Annotated in this window: 5 protein-coding genes and 1 tRNA gene; 3 read left to right on the forward strand and 3 right to left on the reverse strand. The window is 67.2% G+C overall.

The window, feature by feature from the left end:
* Positions 1 to 130: 130 nt before the first annotated feature.
* On the reverse strand, positions 131 to 709 hold the full coding sequence (locus RPB_RS04075; protein WP_011439700.1) for a methylated-DNA--[protein]-cysteine S-methyltransferase: 579 nt from the start codon (positions 707 to 709) through the stop codon (positions 131 to 133).
* A gap of 221 nt (positions 710 to 930) precedes the next feature.
* Here RPB_RS04075 and RPB_RS04080 point away from each other — a divergent pair.
* Positions 931 to 1,004: transfer RNA gene (locus RPB_RS04080), tRNA-Gly, on the forward strand.
* A gap of 27 nt (positions 1,005 to 1,031) precedes the next feature.
* Here RPB_RS04080 and RPB_RS04085 read toward each other — a convergent pair.
* Both RPB_RS04085 and RPB_RS04090 read right to left on the reverse strand, forming a co-directional pair.
* Positions 1,032 to 2,354, reverse strand: coding sequence for an HlyD family type I secretion periplasmic adaptor subunit (locus RPB_RS04085; protein ID WP_011439701.1), 1,323 nt, complete (start codon positions 2,352 to 2,354; stop codon positions 1,032 to 1,034).
* Between the two features lie 10 nt (positions 2,355 to 2,364).
* Entirely contained in the window at positions 2,365 to 4,146 is a 1,782-nt protein-coding gene (locus RPB_RS04090; protein WP_011439702.1) for a type I secretion system permease/ATPase, read from the reverse strand.
* A gap of 498 nt (positions 4,147 to 4,644) precedes the next feature.
* Here RPB_RS04090 and RPB_RS04095 point away from each other — a divergent pair, with 498 nt between their 5' ends.
* Together RPB_RS04095 and RPB_RS25015 are read left to right on the forward strand one after the other, a co-directional pair.
* Positions 4,645 to 12,633: an ExeM/NucH family extracellular endonuclease gene (locus tag RPB_RS04095; protein WP_041797936.1), complete on the forward strand. Its 7,989-nt coding sequence runs from the start codon at positions 4,645 to 4,647 to the stop codon at positions 12,631 to 12,633.
* A gap of 333 nt (positions 12,634 to 12,966) precedes the next feature.
* Complete coding sequence (locus tag RPB_RS25015; RefSeq protein WP_011439704.1) at positions 12,967 to 21,624, forward strand: hemolysin-type calcium-binding region; 8,658 nt, start codon at positions 12,967 to 12,969, stop codon at positions 21,622 to 21,624.
* Positions 21,625 to 21,718 lie beyond the last annotated feature (94 nt).

Genomic DNA, 21,718 nt, shown 5'->3' on the forward strand with positions numbered 1-21,718 from the left:
ATCAAACCACAACGACGAAGCCGCGAGCCCGACAGCATTGTCGAGCGAAGTGGATACCGGTTCGCGCGAAGAAAACGCGTCAAATCGAGAATCCGGAGCTCCGGTTCTGATTCATCGAACCGGACAAGCTCTAGCGATCCGCCTGGCGCGGCGTGGCGGTGAGCAGCACGTCGAACAGGCTCGGGCCGCGGGTCGCCAGCGCGCCCTCGATCGCCAGCAGGCGCCGCCGGGTGATGGCGCCGCCATTGGCGCTGCTGCCGCTGGTGTCGCCGGCGACCGGCAGCGCGCGATGGCACGGCACGATCACGGCGAACGGATTGCTGCGGATCGCATGGCCGACCGCATGCAATGCGCCCGGCGAGCCGGCCCGCTTGGCGATCTCCGCATAGGTCGCGGTCTCGCCACGCGGGATGTCGCGGAGGATGTCGTAGACCCGGCAGTCGAACGCCGGCAGGCCGCCGAGGTCGAGCCGGACGTCGGAAAAATCCCAATGCGCGCCGCGCAAGATCGCCGCGACGCCTTCGATCGCGCTGTCGATTCCGACCGTCGGCCGGGCCTCGCGGGCATCGGGACATTGCTTCAGCAGCCGGCGGCGGGTGTCGATCTCGCGGCTTTCGGCGAGCTGGACGACGAGCACTCCGTCGAGCCCCCATGCGATGCCGCATCGGCCCATCATCGTGTCGAAGATCGTGTACGCAACCTCCACCATGGGTTGGACTATACCAGCGCCGTGGAACCGCGCATCCGGAATCTTTACAAATTGTTAACGCTGTTGCTGGGGCGACATGTCGACCGGCCGACATGCCGCGGCGCGGCTGCAGCGGTCGGCTTCCCGTCGGCGTCCCGGCTGGGCTCTCGACGGCCCCCCTTGGCGGAAGCCGCGGTCTCGGTTAGACCAAGGCGTCGGCCGCGCCTGTCGCGGCCCGGCGCGCGGGCGTAGTTCAATGGTAGAACGGCAGCTTCCCAAGCTGCATACGAGGGTTCGATTCCCTTCGCCCGCTCCAACGCTCCCGGGCGCGCCCGTCGCGCGCTCAGCGCTGGCGGAAGGCGCGGGCGAGCTGATCCTCGAGCGGTTTCCTCAGATAGGCCAACGCGGTCCGCACGCCGTTCTGGATGTAGGCCTCGACCGGCATGCCGGGCACCAGGACCTTGCCTTCGAGCCGCGCCAGCTCGCGCTCGGCGAGATTGATCCGGACCACATAATAGGCGGCGCCCGATTGCTGATCCTTGGTGAGGTCGGCGGCGATGCGGGTCAGCGTGCCGTCGAGTTCGGGCGTGACCGCGGTGTCGAACGCGGTGAAGCGCAGCTTGGCCGGCTGGCCGGGCTTCAGCCGGTCGATCATCTGCGGCTCGACCCGCGCCTCGATCACCAACGAATCCTTGGGCACGATCAGCATCAATTGTTCGCCGGGCGAGATGACGCCGCCGACGGTGTGCACCGCCTTCTGATGGATCAGGCCGTCCTGCGGCGCGCGGAGGACGACGCGCGTGAGCTGGTCCTGCGCGGCGATCCGGCGTTCCGCCAGATCGGCGATCTTGATCTCGACCTCGCGCAGGTCGGTCGCGACCTCGCGGCGCTGATCCTGCGTGAGCTGGATGATCTGCAGCTCGGTCTCGGTGATACGCCCCTTCGCCCGTGCGGTGTCGGCGATCAGCTGGCCTTCCTCGCCGGTGAGGCGGGCGGCTTCGCGCTCCAGCGCGGTCAGGCGGGCATAGGGGATCAGGTTCTTGTCGAACAACTGCCGGACGCCTTCGAGCTCGCGCTGGATCAGACGGATCTGTTCGCGCTTCGAATCGATCTGCGCGGCCAGTCCGCGGATTTCCTCGCCGATCTGGGATTTGCGTTCGCCCAATTGCGATTGCTGGCCGGTGATCGCTTCGCGCCGCCGCAGCAGCAGCGCGGTCTCGCCCTCGATGATCTGCGCGATCGCCGGCTCGTCGGTGCGGCCGGTCAGTTCGACCGGCACCGGCATGGCGTCGCGCCCGTTCTGCTCGGCCTGCAGCCGGGCCCGCCTTGTCCAGAACTGGTTGAGCTGATTCTCGATCAGCGCCAGATTGGCGCGCGGCAGGGTTTCGTCGAGCCGGAGCAGTTCGTCGCCGGCGTGAACGTAGTCGCCGTCGTTGACGGAGATGCCGGCGACCACGCCGCCGGTCGGGTGCTGGATGCGGCGGACATTGCTGTCGACCACCACCTGCGCCGGCGCGATCACCGCGCTGGCGATCGGCGCCGTCACGGCCCAGACGCCAGCCGTCGAGATCACGATCGCGAGCGCTGCCACGCCGATGATCACGGCGTTTCGGACATCGCGGAACGGCGCGCTGCGGCGGTCTTCTGTCACGGCGGGTTGGGTCATGTCGTGCCCCTCAGCTGACGGCGGCGGTCGGCGGGCGCGATTCCGGCACCGCCTGCAAGGCGACAGTGCCGGGCGCGTTGTATTGGCCGGCCAGGGATTTGCGGAGCACCTCGTCCTTCGGGCCGAACGCCTGCACCTGTCCGTTGGCGAGGGTCAGCACCAGATCGACCGCGGCGAGCGCCGATGGGCGATGGGCGATGATGATGGCGATGCCGCCGCGCGCGCGGACCCGGCGGATCGCGTCGGTCAGCGCCGCATCGCCTTCGGCGTCGAGGCTGGCGTTGGGCTCGTCGAGAACCACCATGAACGGGTCGCCGTACAGTGCGCGCGCCAGCGCGATCCGCTGCCGCTGGCCGCCGGACAAGGTGGCGCCGGCCTCGCCGATGCGCATCTCGAAGCCCTTCGGCAGTTTCAGGATCAGCTCATAGGCGCCGGCCGCCTTCGCGGCGGCGATCACCGCCGCTTCGTCGATGTCGGGATCGAACCGGGCGATGTTCTCGGCCACCGTGCCGTCGAACAGTTCGACGTCCTGCGGCAGATAGCCGATCATGCCGCCGCGGACCTCCGCCGGCCATTGATCCAGCGTCGCGCCGTCCAGCCGGATCTCGCCGCGCGCCGCCGGCCACAGCCCGACCAGCGCGCGTGCCAGGGTCGATTTGCCGGCCGCCGAGGGCCCGATGATGCCGACCGCCTGACCGGACTCGATCTTGAAGGTCGCGTTCTGCACGATGGCCGTCGTGGTGCCCGGGGCGGCGACGTACACCTGGTCGACCGAAAGCTGCTGCACCGCGCGCTCCGGCGCGACCGCGGAGGCTTGCGCCGGCGCAGACGTCAGGGCGCTGCGCAGCCGCTGCCAGGATTGCCGCGCGCCGAGAAACGGACGCCAGATCGAGATCGCCAATTCGACCGGGGCGAGTGCGCGGCTGCCCAGGATGGATGCCGCGATCATCACGCCGCTGCTGGCCTCGCCTTCGATCACCAGATAAGCGCCGAGCCCGAGCAGGGCGGATTGCAGCATGAAGCGCAGGCTCTTCGACAGCGATCCGAGCGCGCCGGCAATGTCGGCATTGCGCTGCTGCGCATCGAGATGGTCGTCGTTGGCGCTGCCGATCCGCGCGATCAGCCGCTGCTCCATGCCGAGCGCGGCGACGACCTCGGCGTTGCGACGCCCGGCCTCGAGCTGGACGCTGCGCGCCGCGCCGCTGCGTGAGGCGTCGCGCGTCGGCGCCCGGGTGAGGAATTCGGTGGCGAGCGCTATGCCGAACAGCAGCACGGCACCCACCACCAGGGTCCAGCCGAGATAGGGATGCAGCAGGAAGCAGGCCGCGAGATACAGCGGCATCCACGGCAGGTCGAACAGCGTGGTCGGGCCCAGCCCGGACAGGAAGGATCGCACCTGATCGAGATCGTGCGACAATTGCAGGCCGCGGTTGGCGCCGCCGCCGCGCAGCGGCGAGCGCAGGATGTGGCTGACGACCGGCTCCCACAAGGCGGCGTGCAGCGCCGCGCCGATCCGGGTCAGAATGCGCTGGCGCAAGAAATCGAACAGGCCCTGCAGCGCGTAGCAGGCCGCGACCGCGATCGACAGCGCCACCAGGGTCGGAATGCTGCGTGACGGAATGACCCGGTCGTACACCTGCAGCATGTAGACCGGCCCGGCCAGCATCAGCAGGTTGATCACGGCGGAGAACAGCCCGGTCGCGAGAAACGCGTTGCGGCAGGACGCGATCGCCGCGGTCGGCAGATCGCGCGGCGCTTGTTCGGATGAAGTCGGTACGCTCATGCTGTCCATTCGAAGTCGCGGCGGCGGCGATGATCGCAACCGTGCGCGACGCTTCGTTATCGGCGTTGAACGTCAGTCACATGACACCTTGCTGACGGCGCGAGAGACTCCCGCGCCGCCGGGGGCGGGCGGCATCTGCGACCGAATGACGCGATGACGTGGGTGCCGCCGATCTGACGGCCGCGGCCACGATGCTCCTGCGCGGGCGCGCGCCCGAGGCGGCGAGAGCGCAGCATCCCAATGGTAATCAAGGACATCATCGTCGACAGCGCCGCCCGCGTAGTCCGCGATCGCGCGTGCCCGGCACGTATCACCGCGCCGACCGGAATGCGTCGCGGCATCGACAATTCACCATCGCGTTAGCAGTCAGTCACGGGCCTGTCAGACTTCGTGCCCTAGAAACGCGCATTAACATTTCGTTAACCAAGGGCTGCTCGGACCGGTGTTCACGATCATCGTGACACGACGACGTTCGACGCCCATCCCTGATCAGTGGAGTGGAAATCGATGTCGACGACCTATCATGTCCTGGCGAACGGCGACCTCCTGCAGGATTGGTCCAATGCCAATCTGATCTCCGCAGACGACAACTGGTCGGGCGTGCCGTCGATCCAAGGCTATCTCGGCGACATCAATTCGAGTTCGCCGACCGCGGTCGATCCCCGCACCCTGACCGGCGCTGACCTCGGTGCCGTCGACGTCATCGCCAACGCGGCCAGCACCACCATCACCAATGGCGGCGTCGCCGAATTCGCGCTCGCCAATCCGACCGTGGCGCTCAACGGATCGGGCACCGCCGATGCGCCGAGCCTGGTGATCTATCTGAATGCCACCGGCCGCGAAGACGTCCGGGTGTCCTTCAACGTGCGCGATCTCGACGCCAGCACGGACAATGCCATTCAGCAGGTCGCGGTGCAGTACCGCTTCGGCTCGTCCGGCACGTGGACGAATGTGACGGGCGGCTACGCGGCCGACGTGACCACCGTGAATTCCGCCACCCAGGTGACGCCGTTCGATCTGCTGCTGCCGGCCGAAGTCAACGGCCGTGCCGATCTGCAGGTCCGCATCCTGACCACCAATGCGGTCGGCAATGACGAATGGATCGGCGTCGACGACATCAGGGTCACCAGCGAGTCGGAGACGCCGGTCGATGGCCAGGTCGTCGGTTTCGCGGCGGGATCGACTTCGGTCTCGCACGACGAAGGCAATTCCGGCAGCACCACCTATCAGTTCACGGTCGAGCGCTCCGGCGGCACCATCGGCGACGTGTCGTTCTCGGGCTCCATCGCCTCGCCGCAGACCGATGCGGCCGACTTCGTCGGCGGCAAGCCGGTCAGCTTCGCGGGCACGATCGGCGCCGGCGAGACCTCGGCGACGGTCACCGTCACGGTCGCCGGCGACACCAGCAACGAGGCGAACGAGAGCTTCACGCTGACGCTCGACAATGTGTCGAATTCCGCGGCGGTCACCACCACCGTCGGCAGCGCGTCCCAGGCCACCGGCGTGATCGTCAATGACGATGTCGGCATCACCAAGATCAGCACCATCCAGGGCGAAGGCGCCAGCAGCGCGATGGTTGGCCAGACGGTCACCGTCGAGGCCATCGTGGTCGGCGATTTCCAGAACGGCGACGGCGACAACAGCCGCAATCTCAACGGCTTCTACCTGCAGGAAGAGATCACCGATTCGGACGGCAATGTCCGCACCTCCGAGGCGATCTTCGTCTATGGCGGCTCCACCGACGTCCAGGTCGGCGACCGCGTCCGGGTCACCGGCTCGATCAGCGAATATTTCGGCCTCACCGAACTGACCGCCAGCAGCATCTCGATCGTTCAGGCCGGCGCGGTGTCGGACATCAACTCGATGGCGACCGTGATCGACCTGCCGAGCGTCGGCACCACGCTGAGCCAGGACGGCGACTACCAGCCGGATCTGGAAGCCTATGAGGGCATGCTGGTCACCATCCCCGAAACGCTGACCATCACCGAGCAGTACAATCTCGACCGCTTCAACGAGATCAAGCTGGTGGCCGGCGATCGCCCCGAGCAGTTCACCCAGGAGAACGCGCCCGACGCCGCCGCCTATCAGGCCTATCTGGCCGAGCTCGGCGCCCGCACCATCACCTATGACGACGGTCTCAACACCCAGAACGAGGCGATCACCAATCTCGACGGCTTCGGCCCGACCTACAACACCGACACCGCGCCGCGGATGGGCGACACCATCACCGGCCTGACCGGCGTGCTCGACTATCAGTGGGCCGGCAATTCGGCCTCGGGCGCGACCTGGCGGATCCGGTCGGTCGAGACCGGCACCAACACCTTCGAGGACAGCGCGACGCCGCGCACCGAGGCGCCCGAAGATGTCGGCGGTTCGCTGAAAGTGGCCGGCTTCAACGTTCTCAACTACTTCAAGACGCTGGACATCGGCTCCGCCACCACCGTGATCGGCGAAGATCCGCGCGGCGCCGACACCGCCGCCGAGCTGGCGCGGCAGACCACCAAGCTGGTCGAAACCATCCTGAAGATGGACGTCGACGTGCTGGCGCTGACCGAACTGGAAAACGACTTCCTTCCCGGCTCCTCCGGCAACGCGATCGAATATCTGGTCGCGCAGCTCAACGCCGAGGCCGGCGCGGGCACCTATGCGTGGGTCAATCCCGGCCAGCAATTCGTCGGCGGCGACGCCATCGCGGTCGGCTTCATCTACCGCACCGCCGATGTGAAGATCGCGGACGGCACCACCGTCGAGATCCTCAACGACTCCGATCTGCCCGGGCTCGGCCTCTCCGGCCTGCTCAGCCAGAGCACTGTCGGGCACATCTTCGACGGCGAGAACACCAGCCGCAACGCGCTGGCGGTGACCTTCGAGCAGATCTCCACCGGCGAGACCTTCACGGCGATCGCCAATCATCTGAAATCCAAGAGCGGCACCGGCACCGGCGCCGACGCCGACCAGGGTGACGGCCAGGGCAACTGGCAGAACCAGCGCGAACTGGCGACCGTCGCCCTGACCGCCTGGGCGCAGAGCGATCCGACCGGCTCGGGCGACAGCGACGTGCTGCTGCTCGGCGACTTCAACGGCTACGCCAAGGAGCAGTCGATCGGCCTGCTCGAGGATGCCGGCTACGAGAACCTGCAGACCCGCCAGGACGACGCCTATTCCTACGTGTTCGACGGCCAGACCGGCACGCTCGACTACGCCTTCGCCAACGACAGCATGGGGTCGCAGGTCACCGGCGTCACCACCTGGCACATCAACGCCGACGAGGCCGATGCGCTCGACTACAACACCGACTACGGCCGTGACACCGCGATCTTCGACGGCACTGAGCCGGTGCGGGTGTCGGACCACGATCCGGTGATCATCGGCCTCGATCTCGGCGATGATTTGTCGAACGTCGCCTACACCCTGCAGATCCTGCATGCGTCGGACTTCGAGGCCGGGCTCAACGCCGTCGATCGTGCCGGCAATTTCGCGTCGATCGTCGACTACCTGGAAGAGACCTACGAGAACTCGATCACGCTGTCCTCGGGCGACAATTTCATCCCGAGCCCGTTCTTCAGCGCCGGCAGCGACGCCTCGCTGAAGGAGGTCTACGAGACCGCCCTCGAGACCTATTACGGCCTCGCCACCGGCACTCTGAACATCTCGCCCGGCTTCGGCACCGCCGACATCTCGATGCTCAACATCATCGGCGTGCAGGCCTCGGCGATCGGCAATCACGAGTTCGACGCCGGCACCAACCCGTTCGCGGCGATCATCCGGCAGACCGCGTCCTTCCCCGGTGCCCAGTTCCCCTATCTGTCGGCGAACCTGGACTTCTCGGGCGACTCGAACCTCTCCGGTCTCTACACCAGCACCATCCAGGACGCCGCCAACTACACCGGCTTCCCGCCGGTGGCCGGCATCGGCAAGAAGATCGCTCCGGCGACCATCATCGAGGAAGGTGGTGAGAAGATCGGCGTGGTCGGCGCGACCACCCAGATCGTCCAGAGCATCTCCTCGACCGGCGGCGTCGAAGTGATCGGCGACAATGTCGACGACATGGCGGCGCTCGCCGCCATCCTGCAGCCGACCATCGACGCGCTGATCGCCCAGGGCATCAACAAGATCATCCTGGTCAGCCATCTCCAGCAGCTCGCCTTCGAGCAGGCGCTGGCGCCGCTGCTGCACGGCGTCGACATCATCATCGCCGGCGGCTCGCACACGCTGCTGGCCGACGAGACCGACGCGCTCCGCGCCGGCGACACCGCGGCCGGCACCTATCCGATCGTCACCGCGAACGCCGACGGCAACACCACGCTGATCGTCAACACCTCCGGCGAATACTCCTATGTCGGCCGCCTGGTCGTCGACTTCGACGCCGAAGGCAACGTGATCTACACCGAGAATGCCGCCGTCAACGGCGCCTACGCCAGCACCGAGGAGGTGGTCCAGTCGCTGTACGACGGCAACACCACCGTCGACGTCGACAATGACGGCGACATCGATGCCGACGACGCCGATCCGTTCGCCGACGGCAGCCGCGGCGATCTGGTCAACGACATCGCGCAGGCGGTGGGCGGGGTCATCGACGCGCAGGACGGCAACATCTTCGGCCAGACGGACGTCTATCTCGAAGGTCGCCGCGGCGAGGTTCGCACCGAGGAGACCAATCTCGGCGACCTCACCGCCGACGCCAACCTCTGGTACGCCCAGAAGGTCGACGGCACGGTGCTGGTCTCGATCAAGAACGGCGGCGGTATCCGCGACTCCATCGGCTACGTCTATGCGGTCGGCGGCGACGCGGTGGAGAACCCGCCGCTGGCCAACTCCGACGTCGGCAAGGAGGCCGGCGACGTGTCGCAGCTCGACATCGCCAATGCACTGCGCTTCAACAATTCGCTGTCGCTGGTCACCGTCACGGCGGCCCAGTTGCTCGAAGTGCTGGAGCATGCCGTCAAGGCGACCACCGCGACCGCGACGCCGGGGCAGTTCGCCCAGATCGGCGGCATTTCCTTCTCGTTCGACAAGGACCTGCCGGCCGGCAACCGCGTGCAGTCGGCGGCGCTGATCGACGAGGACGGCAACCCGGTGATGACGCTGGTCGCCGATGGCGAACTGGCGGTCGATGCCGACATGGCGATCCGCGTGGTGACCTTGAGCTTCCTGCTCACCGGCGGCGACAGCTATCCGTTCGCCGCTTTCGTCGCGGCCAATCCGAGCTTCGCCAATGTGGTGAACCTGACGCCGGATCTGGTGCCGGACGCCGGTCAGGTCGCCGCCTTCGCGGCGGAAGGCACCGAGCAGGACGCCTTCGCCGAATACATGGCGGCGAACTACTCCGAGACGGCCTATGACGAGCTCGATACCGACAAGGCGCATGACACCCGCATCCAGAACCTCGACTATCGTGAAGACACGGTGCTGGATGCGCAGTCGCTGATCCTGGTCGGCGATGACGACGACAATGCGCTCACCGGCGCGCTCGGCGACGACGTGCTGACCGGCCTCGGCGGCGACGACACGCTCGTCGGCAATGGCGGCGACGACCAGCTCGACGGCGGCGAGGGCGACGATACGCTGCTCGGCGGCGACGGCGACGACCAGCTCGCGGGCGGTGAAGGTGACGACAGCCTCGACGGCGGCGCCGGCGACGACATCCTGCTCGGCGGCGAAGGCGACGATACGCTGCTGGGTGGCGACGGCGACGATGTCCTCGTCGGCGGCGAGGGCTACGACACGATGGAAGGCGGTGCCGGCAACGACGAGTTCACGGCGGGCGCCGGCGACAGCGTCGACGGCGGCGAAGGCGACGACCTCATCGTCGTCTCGACCGACGACTACGCCCCGGCCCTGATCGACGGCGGCGACGGCAACGACACCTTGAAGCTGATCGGCACTGGCACCGGCGTGATCGCGGTCAGCAACGTCGTGGTCGACGTCGAGAACCTGGTGGTGGACGGCGGCAGCTGGTCGGTCGACGGATCGGCGGCGTATTCCAACATCACGATCGGCAACGACGCGACGCTGACCTCCAGCCTGATCATCGACAACAACGACCTCGTCGGCATCGCCGCCGGCGGCACGCTCGCTGTCTCCGGCAACGCCATCATCTGGCAGGGCGGCGGCGACGCGGTCCTCGACAATGCCGGCGAGATCGAAGGCTCGACCCGCGCGCTCACCACCACGGCGGGCGCGACCGGTTCGCTCACCGTCAACAACCAGGCGGGCGGCGTCATCCGCGGTGCGGTGACCCCGCAGCAGGCGGGTCAGGCCGACGCGACCATCACCGTCAACAATGCCGGCGTGATGGAAGCCGACGGCCGTGTCCTCGACTTCCGCAGCTTCGACGGCAGCGGCGCGTCGGCGGTGATCAACAACCTGGCCGGCGGCATCATCCGCCAGTACGGCACCAACACCGACGTGATCCGTCCCGGCAATGACGGCGTCGTCAACAACTGGGGAACGATCACCACCGATCCGAGCTTCGTCGCCGGTGGCGACCTGATCGACTTCCAGAGCGATACCGGCGGCAAGGTCAACAACTATGCCGGCGGTCTGATGGAAGGCGCGCGCCATGTCGTGACCGGTGACAATGCCGTCACCGTCGTCAACCACGGCACGATGATCGGCCGCAATGGCTCGGCGGTGAATCTCGACACCGACGGCTCGCTCGAGCAAAAGGCCGTCATCACCAACTACGGCGTGATGGAAGGCCGCTCGGCCGAACTGACCGACAGCGATGGCGACGCCATCGACGTCGACGGTCTGGTCGAGGTGCTGAACTACGGCAAGATCTCGGGCCTCGGCGCCGAGGGCTATCACGACGGCGAGCCGAACGTCTCCGAAGCGATCGCGATCGGCGGCGGCGAAATCCGCAACTACGCCACCGGCGAGATCTACGGCTACGGCCGTGCGATCCAGGTCGACAATTCCAGCAACAGCAACGCGCTGGGCGTCACCACCATCACCAACGACGGCCTGATCCAGGGTGACGGACACGGTCCGGAGGGGGTGTCCGCCGAGGACGCGGCGCGGTTCGACCTGCGTGGCAACGAGGCGATCAACCTCGTCGGCACCTATGCCGACAGCCTCTTCAACAGCGCCACCGGCCGGATCGTCGGCGGCGTCGCGATGGGCGGCGGCAACGACACGCTGAGCAATGACGGCTCGATCACCGCCACCGGCGGCTCGGCGGTCAACATGGGCGAGGGTGACGATCTTCTCGTCAACCGCGCCGTCATCACCGGCGACGTCCTGCTCGGCGCCGGCACTGACGAACTGATCAACCAGAGCTCCGGCGTCATCACCGGCGACGTGACCTTCGGCGACGGCAACGACAAGCTCGGCAACACCGGCAAGATCGTCGGCGATGTCGATCTCGGCGCCGGCGACGACTTCGTCAACATCTGGATCGGCTCCGACATCCAGGGCCAGATCCTGCTCGGCGACGGCAACGACCTGCTGATCTCCAACGACTGGATCTCCACCAACATGGAGATCGACGGCGGTGCCGGCAACGACGAGATCTACACCTCGTTCGGCAACGACACCGTCGTCGGCGGCGAGGGCAACGATCGGATCTACGCCAATAACGGCAACGACACGATCGACGGCGGCGCCGGTGACGACCAGCTGTTCGGCCAGGCCGGCAACGACGTCATCGACGGTGGCGACGGTGCCGACACGATCAATGGCGGCGACGGCAACGACGTCCTCAACGGCGGTCTCGGCAATGACCTGATCATCGCCGGCGCCGGTGACGACACCATCGACGGCGGCGCGGGCTTCGATACGCTCGACCTGTCCGAGGCCACTGGTGCGGTGACGCTCAATCTGGTGAGCGGCACCGTCAGCGGCGCCGGCATCGGCACCGATCACTTCAGCTCGATCGAGAGCTTCGTGTTCGGCGCCGGCAACGACGTCATCACCGGCGGCAATGGCGACGACAGCCTCGACGGCGGTGCCGGTAACGACACCATCACCGGCGGCAACGGCAACGACACGCTCTCCGGCGGCGAAGGCAACGACGCGATCGACGGCGGTTCGGGCAACGACATCGTCGATGGCGGCCTCGGCAACGACACGCTGAAGGGCGGCTCGGGCAACGACGTGATCGCGGCCGGCGACGGCGACGACAATGTCGATGCCGGCTCCGGCGACGACAATGTCACCGGCGGTGCCGGCAACGACACGCTGAAGGGCGGGTCGGGCGCCGACATCATCACCGGCGGTGCCGGCAACGACATCCTGACCGGCGGTTCCGGCGCGGACGTCTTCGTGTTCGCCGCCGGCTTCGGCAAGGACACCGTCACCGACTTCGCCACCACGGGGTCGTCGGCCGATCTGCTGCAGTTCTCCAGCGACATGTTCGCCGACTTCGCCGACGTGATGGCGCACACCGCGCAGGTCGGCAGCAGCGTGGTGGTCACGCTGGACGCCGACACCAGCATCACGCTGGCCAATGTCCAGATGACCTCGCTCGCCGCCGACGACTTCCGCTTCGTCTGAGCGAGCCATCGTCCAACGACAACGAAGGGAGCGCCGATCGGCGCTCCCTTCACACGAGGCTCCGGTCCTCCCGGCGCCGACCACAAGGGCTACGTCTTCGCGCGGCGGCCCGCCACGCAGGCGTCATCGTCGCGCCCCCCGCGCGATCCTCGCTACCCAATTTCCGCTCGGCTGTCTTTCACCTCCCGGAAAGCCATCGCGTTGGAAGCGGATCGGTCCACGCGCGTGGGCCGCTTTCCGTTTGGCGCCGGCCCGGCCGTTCAGGTGGCAGCCGCATCGATCGAATTCGTCATTCGCGGGCGCGCCGTCGTGCCCTGATCCAAGGAGTGTCCCATGTCCCTCACCGCTGGTTCGATTGCTTTCACCGGCTTCAATGCCGATGGCGCCGACAACCTCGCTTTCGTCGTGCTCGAGCCGATCGTGGCCGGCACCGAAATTTATTTCACGGATGCGGAATGGACCGGCAGCGCCTTCAACGCCGGGGAAAGCCGGTTGACCTGGACGGCCACCAGCGACCTTGCGGCCGGAACCGTGGTGACCTTGGACAACCTCTACGACACTTCGCCGCCGACCACCAATATCGGCACCATTTCGTTCAGCCTCAGCTCGTTCCTGCAGGTCGATAATGTCAACGAGATCATCTACGCCTATGTCGGCACCCCATCGACGCCGACCGCGTTCCTGGCGGCCATCGCCAACGACAGTTTCGCGAATGGATTCGGCACGCTCGACGGCACCGGCCTGATCGAGGGCGTCACCGCGATCTCGCTGTTCGGCAACGACGCCGACGCCGACATTGGCGCGTATAACGGCCCGCGCGTCGGACCGTCGAATTTCGCCGATTATCTGCCGCTGATCAACGATCGCGCCAACTGGATCACCCAGGATGCCGGCGGCAATCAGAATGCCGATGGCGTCGCGCCGGATGCGCCGTTTCCCACCACGGCCTTCCTCGGAGATCCGAACACGCAGTTCATCGGCTTCGCCGCGAATTCACTGACCGTGTCGCAAAGCGAGGGCGACGTCGGGACCCGTGCCTTCACCTTCACGGTGGAGCGCTCGGGCACGGGCGGAACCCTCGGCGAGGTGTCGTTCTCGGGCGTGCTGATTCCGGGCTCGACCGACGCCGACGATTTCGGCGGCGCGTTGCCGACCACCTTCAGCGGCACGATTGCCGACGGCGCCAGTTCGGCGGTGGTGACGATCGTCGTCTCGGGCGATGCCGGCTACGAACCGGATCAATCCTTCGCGCTGGTGCTGAAGACGGCTTCGAACGCCGCGGCCCCCGTCGCCATCGGTGCGTCCTATGGCGGAGCCAGCGACACCGCGACCGGCACGATCGTCAATGACGATACGGTGCAGTTCGTCAATTTCTCCGATGGATCGCTCGCCCTGTCTCAGGCCGAAGGCAATGTCGGCGCGCTGAACACGCTGACCTTTGTGGTCGAGCGCAGCGGCACGGCCGGAACCACCGGCGATCTCGCCTTCTCCGGCACCGTCACGCTCGGGACCGCCTCCGACTCCGACTTCGGCGGGCCCGTGCCGGTCGGCTTCTCCGGCGTCATTCCGGCGGGACAATCCACCGCGACGGTTACGCTGACCATCGCGGGCGATATCGAGATCGAGAGTTCCGAGACGGTGATCCTCGAACTAACGGCTGTCTCCAATGCCGAGGCCAATACGGCGCTGGGCAGCGGTGCGGTCGCCACCGGCATCATCGCCAATGACGACCTCACCTTGGCGGCCGGCCAGACCCTGGTCGTTCCGCTCGTCATCGCGGGCAGCGAGCACTTCGTGGTCGAGGCTGGCGCCACGGTCCAGTCCGGCCTGCAGTTCGCCGACCTCACCACCGGCGCGGCACTCGACAATGCAGGAACCATCCTGAGCGACACAGGCAGCGTGCCGGTCGCCGGCACCAGCCAATTGACCACGGGCGACATCACGATCCTCAACCGTGAAACCGGAGTGATCCGCGCCGCCGAGTTCGGCAGCGGCGCGATCGTTCTGACGTCATCCGACTCCAGCGGCGACGCCAGCACGTTCGTGCTCGACAATGCCGGGCTGATCGACGGCGGCAACGGCGTCTCGTTGCGGCTGACGGATCTGGATTTCGACAGCGTCGTGATTCACAACCGGCAAACCGGAGAGATCATCGGCGAATTGCGAGCCGCAGAAGGGATCCGAAGAGTCGATGGCGTGGCGGTCGGCAATCCCGACATCGTCAAAATCTACAACGATGGCCGCATCGTGATCCTGCCCGATGCCAACGGCGAATACGGCGGCGACGCGATCGACTTCGCCTCGGGCGGCGGCACGGTCGTCAATTCCGCGACCGGCTATATCGAGGGCTCGCGCCACGGCATCACCGGCAATCGCGGCAGCATCGTGGAGAACGACGGAACGATCGTGGGCCGCAACGGCTCGGCGATCAACATCGACAACGACGGGACCGAGTCGCAGCGCGTCCATGTGACCAATCACGGAACCCTGCAGGGAAAATCAGCCGCCTACGACGACAGCGACGGCGACGCGATCGATGCCGACGGTCTGCTCACGCTCGACAATTACGGCACGATCGAAGGTCTGGGCGCCAACGGCTATCACAATGGCGAGCCGAACGTCTCTGAAGGTCTCGCGATCGGCGGCGGCACGATCCGCAACTATGCCGGCGCGACGATCTACGGCTACGGCCGCGCCATTCAGGCCGATGACAGCGAAAACGGCGGCGCCCTCGCCCAAACCACCATCGTCAACAGCGGCCTGATCCAGGGCGACGGCCACGGGCCGGAAGGCGTGACGCCCGAGGAAGAAGAGCTCTTCGCCGGCCGCATCCGCGGCGGCGAAGCGATCAATCTCGTCGGCGACTGGGCCGACAGCGTCAGCAACAGCGCGACCGGCGTGATCATCGGCGGCGTTAAGCTGGGCGGCGGCGCCGACACGCTCGTCAACGACGGCAACATGACCGCCACCGGCGGCTCGGCGGTCGATCTCGGCGACGGCGACGACCTGTTCGTCAACCGTGGCACCGTGACCGGCGACGTGCTGGCCGGCGCCGGCAACGACGAGATCATCAACGTCTCGACCGGCCGCATCCTGGGCGACCTCGTGATGGGCGACGGCAACGACAAGCTCGGCAATTCCGGGCTGATCGTCGGCGATATCGAGATGGGTGACGGCGACGACGTCGTGAACCTCTATGTCGGCACCAGCGTCGGCGGCACCATCGTGCTCGGCAGCGGCAACGATCTGTTGACCGCGAGCGCCAATGGCGACTTCGTGGTCGACGCAGGCGACGGCGACGACACCGTCGCGTTTGGTGACGGCGACGACCAGGTCAAGGGCGGCGCCGGCAACGACATGCTGTATGGCGGCGGCGACGACGACTTCGTCTCGGGCGGCGAGGGCGACGACTACCTCCAGGGCAACGCCGGCGACGACGAGCTGCTCGGCGGCGCCGGCAACGACACCCTGCTGGGCGGCGCCGGCGACGACACGATCGACGGCGGCGACGGCATCGACACGGCGGACTACGCGTTCGATATCGCGGGGGTCACGGTCGATCTGTCGGCGGGCGAAGCGTCTGGCGACGACGCCGGCTACGACACGCTCGTCGCCATCGAGAATGTCACCGGCGGCGCCGGCGACGACACCCTGATCGGCGATGGCAACGCCAACGTGCTGTCCGGCGGCGCCGGCGACGACGTGCTGAGCGGCGGCGGCGGTGCCGATACGCTGATCGGTGGCGACGGCGACGACGTGTTGCTGGCCGGCGCGCTGGACGCCGTCCTGGCCGGTGCCGGCGACGACCGCATCGAGGTAACCACCGACGGCGGCGCCCCCGCGACTATCGACGGCGGCGACGGCGACGACATTCTGCGGCTCGCGGGTGCCGGCGCGGGCGCGCTCGACGCCACCGCGGCGGTCGAAACCCTCATCGTGACCGGCGGCACCTGGACGGTGGCCGGCAGTGCCGCCTATGACGACATCACGATCGGAACCGGGGCGACGGTGACATCGCAGATCGTGCTGAGCGACAGCGATCTGCTGACCATCGACGTCGGTGGCGCCGTCACGACATCGACCACCAGCACGCAGCCGTCGATCTTGTGGAACGGACCTTCGGCCGGCGCCGTGATCGACAATTCCGGCACGATCAGCCAGACCTATTCCGGCGGCACGGCGATCGCCGACGGCCAGGCGGCGGTCGGCGGCGAGTGGAATCTGACGATCCACAATCGCGCCGGAGGCGTCGTCTCGGCGAAGACGGCAATCGACCTGTCGCTCGATCTCGGCGGCGGCTCGATCGATATCGTCAACGAGGGAGTCATCGCCTCCTCGGTGACGAACGGCGTCGCGGTCTCTCTTTTGGGTGCCAACGGCGCTGCCGCCTTGACCAACGCGACGAGCGGAGAACTGTCGTCGATCGGCAACACCGTCGTGGTCAACGGAAACCTGCAGGGTGGAACGACGACCATCGAGAATGCCGGCAGCATCTCCTCCAGCCAGGGCAACGGCGTGTCCATCAACGCGACGAACGGCGACGTCGCGCTCGTCAATAGCGGCACGATTTCCGCATCCAGCGCGTCGAAATATGCGGTCGAAGCCGCGGTCTCCAACGGCACGGTCGCGATCGACAATGGCGGCGCCATCGGCAAGATGAGCCTGCAAACCCGAACCGCCACGGCAGCGATCACCCTCGACAACCACGAGGGCGGGTCGATCGGCGCGGTCGCGCTGTCCCTCAGCGCAACCGGATCGGCGATCACCCTCGCCAACCACGAGGGCGCGTCGATCGCCTCGGTCACGACGGCCAGCAGTTCGGCCGGCGAGGTGACCATCATCAACGACGGAACGCTGGGCGCTACGACGCTCGGCGGAGCGGCGAATCTGGTCAACAGTGCCACCGGCGTCATCACCGGCGGTGAACAGATCCTCAAGCTCGCCAGCGGCGGCAACGTCTCGATCACGAACGAGGGACTGATCGAGAGCACCACCGCCAAGAAGACTGCTGTCTACTTGTCGTCCACGTCGGTGGTCGACTTGACGATCGACAATGCGGCCGGGGCGGTCATGACCTCGGCCGGAGACACACTGAGGACGATCACGCGAAACGGCAGCACCGTGGTCGTCAACAACGACGGAACGATCCAATCGACCAGCGGTACGACGACCGGGTCGGCCGTCTCGCTGACGATCAGCAGCGGCGGGGGTACGTCGATCCTGAACAACGGCGTCACCGGTGTGATCCGCAGCAACGGCAAGGAAATCGTGGTCGTGACCGCGCCGGAAGTCGTCAATGCCGGTCAGATCTACGCCACCGGCTACAAGAGCGACGCGGTGGTCGCCACCGTCGTCGACAACCTCGCCGGAGGCCTCATCGAGGGGTCCCGCCACGCGATCACCGGCGAGGCGGGCGCGACGGTGACCAATGCGGCCGGCGCGACCCTGCGCGGTCGCGACGGATCGGGCATCAATATCGACAACGATGCGACGGTCGCGGAAACCGTTTACGTCACCAATCACGGGTTGATCAGTGGCGAGGCTGTCGACGGCGGCGGGTTGGACTCGGAGTCGGACGGTGATGCCATCGACGTCGACGGACTTCTGGTGCTCGACAACTACGGCACCATCCAGGGTCTCGGCGCCGACGGCTATCACAAAGGCGAGCCGAACGTGTCGGAAGGCATTGCGATCGGCGGCGGCACGATCCGCAACTATGCCGGCGCGACGATCTACGGCTACGGCCGCGCCATCCAGGCCGACGACAGCGAGAACGGCGGCGCCCTCGCCCAAACCACCATCGCCAATGCCGGCCTGATCCAGGGCGACGGCCATGGGCCGGAAGGCGTGACGCCCGAGGACGAAGAGCTCTTCGCCGGTCGCATCCGCGGCGGCGAGGCGATCAATCTCGTCGGCGACTGGGCCGACAGCGTCAGCAACAGCGCGACCGGCGTGATCATCGGCGGCGTCAAGATGGGCGGCGGCGCCGACACGCTCGTCAATGACGGCAGCATGACCGCCACCGGCGGCTCGGCGGTCGATCTCGGCGACGGCGACGACCTGTTCGTCAATCGCGGCACCGTGACCGGCGACGTGCTGGCCGGCGCCGGCAACGACGAGGTCATCAACGTCTCGACCGGCCGCATCATCGGCGATCTCGTCATGGGCGACGGCAACGACAAGCTGGGCCAGTCCGGCGTGATGTCCGGCGATGTCGATATGGGCGATGGTGATGACGTCGTGAACCTCTATGTCGGCGCGAGCGTCGGCGGCGCCGTGCTGCTCGGCAGCGGCAACGACCTGCTGACGGCGAGCGCCTATGGCGACTTCGTGGTCGACGCAGGCGACGGCGACGACACCGTCGCGTTTGGTGACGGCGACGACCAGGTCAAGGGCGGCGCCGGCAACGACATGCTGTATGGCGGCGGCGGCGACGACTTCGTCTCGGGTGGCGACGGCGACGACTACCTCCAGGGCAACGCCGGCGACGACGAACTGCTCGGCGGCGCCGGCAACGACACCTTGCTCGGCGGCGCCGGCGACGACACGCTCGACGGCGGCGACGGCATCGACACGGCGGACTACGCGTTCGATCTGGCCGGCATCACGGTCGACTTCGCCGCGGGCACAGTGGTGGGCGACGACCAGGGCGCGGACGAATTGATCGACATCGAGAAGGTGATCGGCGGCGCCGGCGATGACCTGTTCATCGTCGCGGCCGGCGGCAGCATTCCGGCCGGCATCGACGGCGGCGACGGCGACGACACGGTGGTGCTCGGCGGCAGCGGGAGCGCGACGCTTGCCGCGACGACAGCGGTCGAGTCCCTGGAGGTCGCGGGCGGCTCGTGGAAGGTGACCAACAGCGCCGCCTACACCGATATCACCATCGAGAACGGCGCGACCGTCACCAGCACGATCTTCGTCAGCGGAACCGATCACGTTGTGGTCGAGGCCGGCGGAACGATCAGCAGCAACACGGTCGGCTCCAATGGCGGCGCAATCAATTGGAACGATGTCTCGACCGACGTGGTCATCGACAATTATGGCACCATGACCGCCGGCGGAAATTCCGGCCAAGTGATCAGGTCCACCGCGACGACGACCACCGGTGATCCGCGCCACATCACCATCAACAACTACGAGGGCGGGGTGATGACGGCCAGCGCCGGCGTTCTCACGATCGGCTCGCGGCTGAGCAGCGGATCAATCGTCGTCAACAACGACGGACTGATGGAGGCGACCGCGGCGGCCGGCCGGGCACTCAGCTTCGTCAGCACGACGATGCCGGTCGTCGTGAACAACGGGGCCACGGGTGTCATCCGCGCCGTTGCGGGCCAGGACGTGATCGCCTGCAGCGAAGGCATGATCATCCGGAACGCCGGGCAGATCGTCAACGCGGCGGAGGTCGCTGGCGGTTCGACGGGCGGTGACGCCATCGAGGCGTGGGTGAACGTTGTCATCGACAATCTGGCCGGTGGCCTGATCGAAGGGAATCGCCACGGCATCACCGGCGAGGAAGAGATCACGATCACCAACGCGGAAGGCGCGGTGATCTCCGGCCGTAACGGGTCGGGCATCAACTTCGACACCACCCTGGCGGGCGACGGCCCGGTCGTGGTGACGAATTACGGCACCATCCGCGGCGCCGCCGAGCGCAATGTGCCAGATACGACCGCGAGCGACATCGACGGCGACGGCATCGACGTCGACGCTGCCGTGTTCATCGAAAATTACGGGCGGATCGAAGCCCTCGGGGCGAAAGGCTACAAGAAGGGCGCGGAGAATTTCTCGGAAGGGATTGCGGCCGGCGGCGGCGAGATCCGGAACCATGTCGGCGCGTCCATCTACAGTGTGGACCACGCAATTCTGGTCGACAACGGCTCGGGAGGCTGGGGCTATCTCGCCACCGTCATCCAGAACGACGGGTCGATCGAGGGACGCGATGGCTTCGGCATCAAGCTGGTCGGCGACTTCGACGACACCCTGACCAGCACCGGCACGATCATCGGCGGCAACGGCACGGCGATCGACATGGGCGGCGGCAACGACATTGTCGCTCTGTCCGGCGCCTCGGCGGTCACCGGCAAAATCCTGCTCGGGGCTGGTGACGACGTCTTCACGGGGGCGGCGCAGGCCGAGACGGTCGACGGCGGTGCCGGCGCCGACATGATCTCCGGCGGCGCGGGCGACGACGTCCTCGACGGCGGCGACGGCGACGACCTGCTGCGCGGTGGCGACGGCGACGACACCATCGTCGGCGGCGAAGGCTTCGACGTGCTCGACCTGTCGGACGCCACCGGGGCGGTGACGCTCAATCTCGCAGCCGGCACCGTCAGCGGCGCCGGCATCGGCACCGATCACTTCAGCTCGATCGAGAGCTTCGTGTTCGGCGCCGGCAACGACGTCATCACCGGCGGCAACGGCGACGACAGCCTCGACGGCGGCGCCGGCAACGACACCATCGCCGGCGGCAACGGCAACGACACGCTCTCCGGTGGCGACGGCAACGACGCGATCGACGGCGGTTCGGGCAACGACATCGTCGATGGCGGGCTCGGCAACGACACGCTGAAGGGCGGTTCGGGCAACGACGTGATCGCGGCCGGCGACGGCGACGACACGGTCGACGCCGGCTCCGGCGACGACATCGTCACCGGCGGTCTCGGCAACGATACGCTGAAGGGCGGGTCGGGCGCCGACATCATCACCGGCGGCGCCGGCAACGACATCCTGACCGGCGGTTCCGGCGCGGACGTCTTCGTGTTCGCGGCCGGCTTCGGCAAGGACACCGTCACCGACTTCGTCACCACGGGGTCGTCGGCCGATCTGCTGCAGTTCTCCACCGACATGTTCGCCGACTTCGCCGACGTGATGTCGCACACCGCGCAGGTCGGCAGCAGCGTGGTGGTCACGCTGGACGCCGACACCAGCATCACGCTGGCCAACGTCCAGATGACCTCGCTCGCCGCCGACGACTTCCGCTTCGTCTGAGCGAGTTAACCGTCCCCACGACAACGAAGGGAGCGCGCACGCCGCGCTCCCTTCACGACGTTTCCGGCGTCGGGCAGACGCGGCGGCTCGGCTG

This window comes from Rhodopseudomonas palustris HaA2, assembly GCF_000013365.1.
GTDB lineage: Bacteria > Pseudomonadota > Alphaproteobacteria > Rhizobiales > Xanthobacteraceae > Rhodopseudomonas > Rhodopseudomonas palustris_J.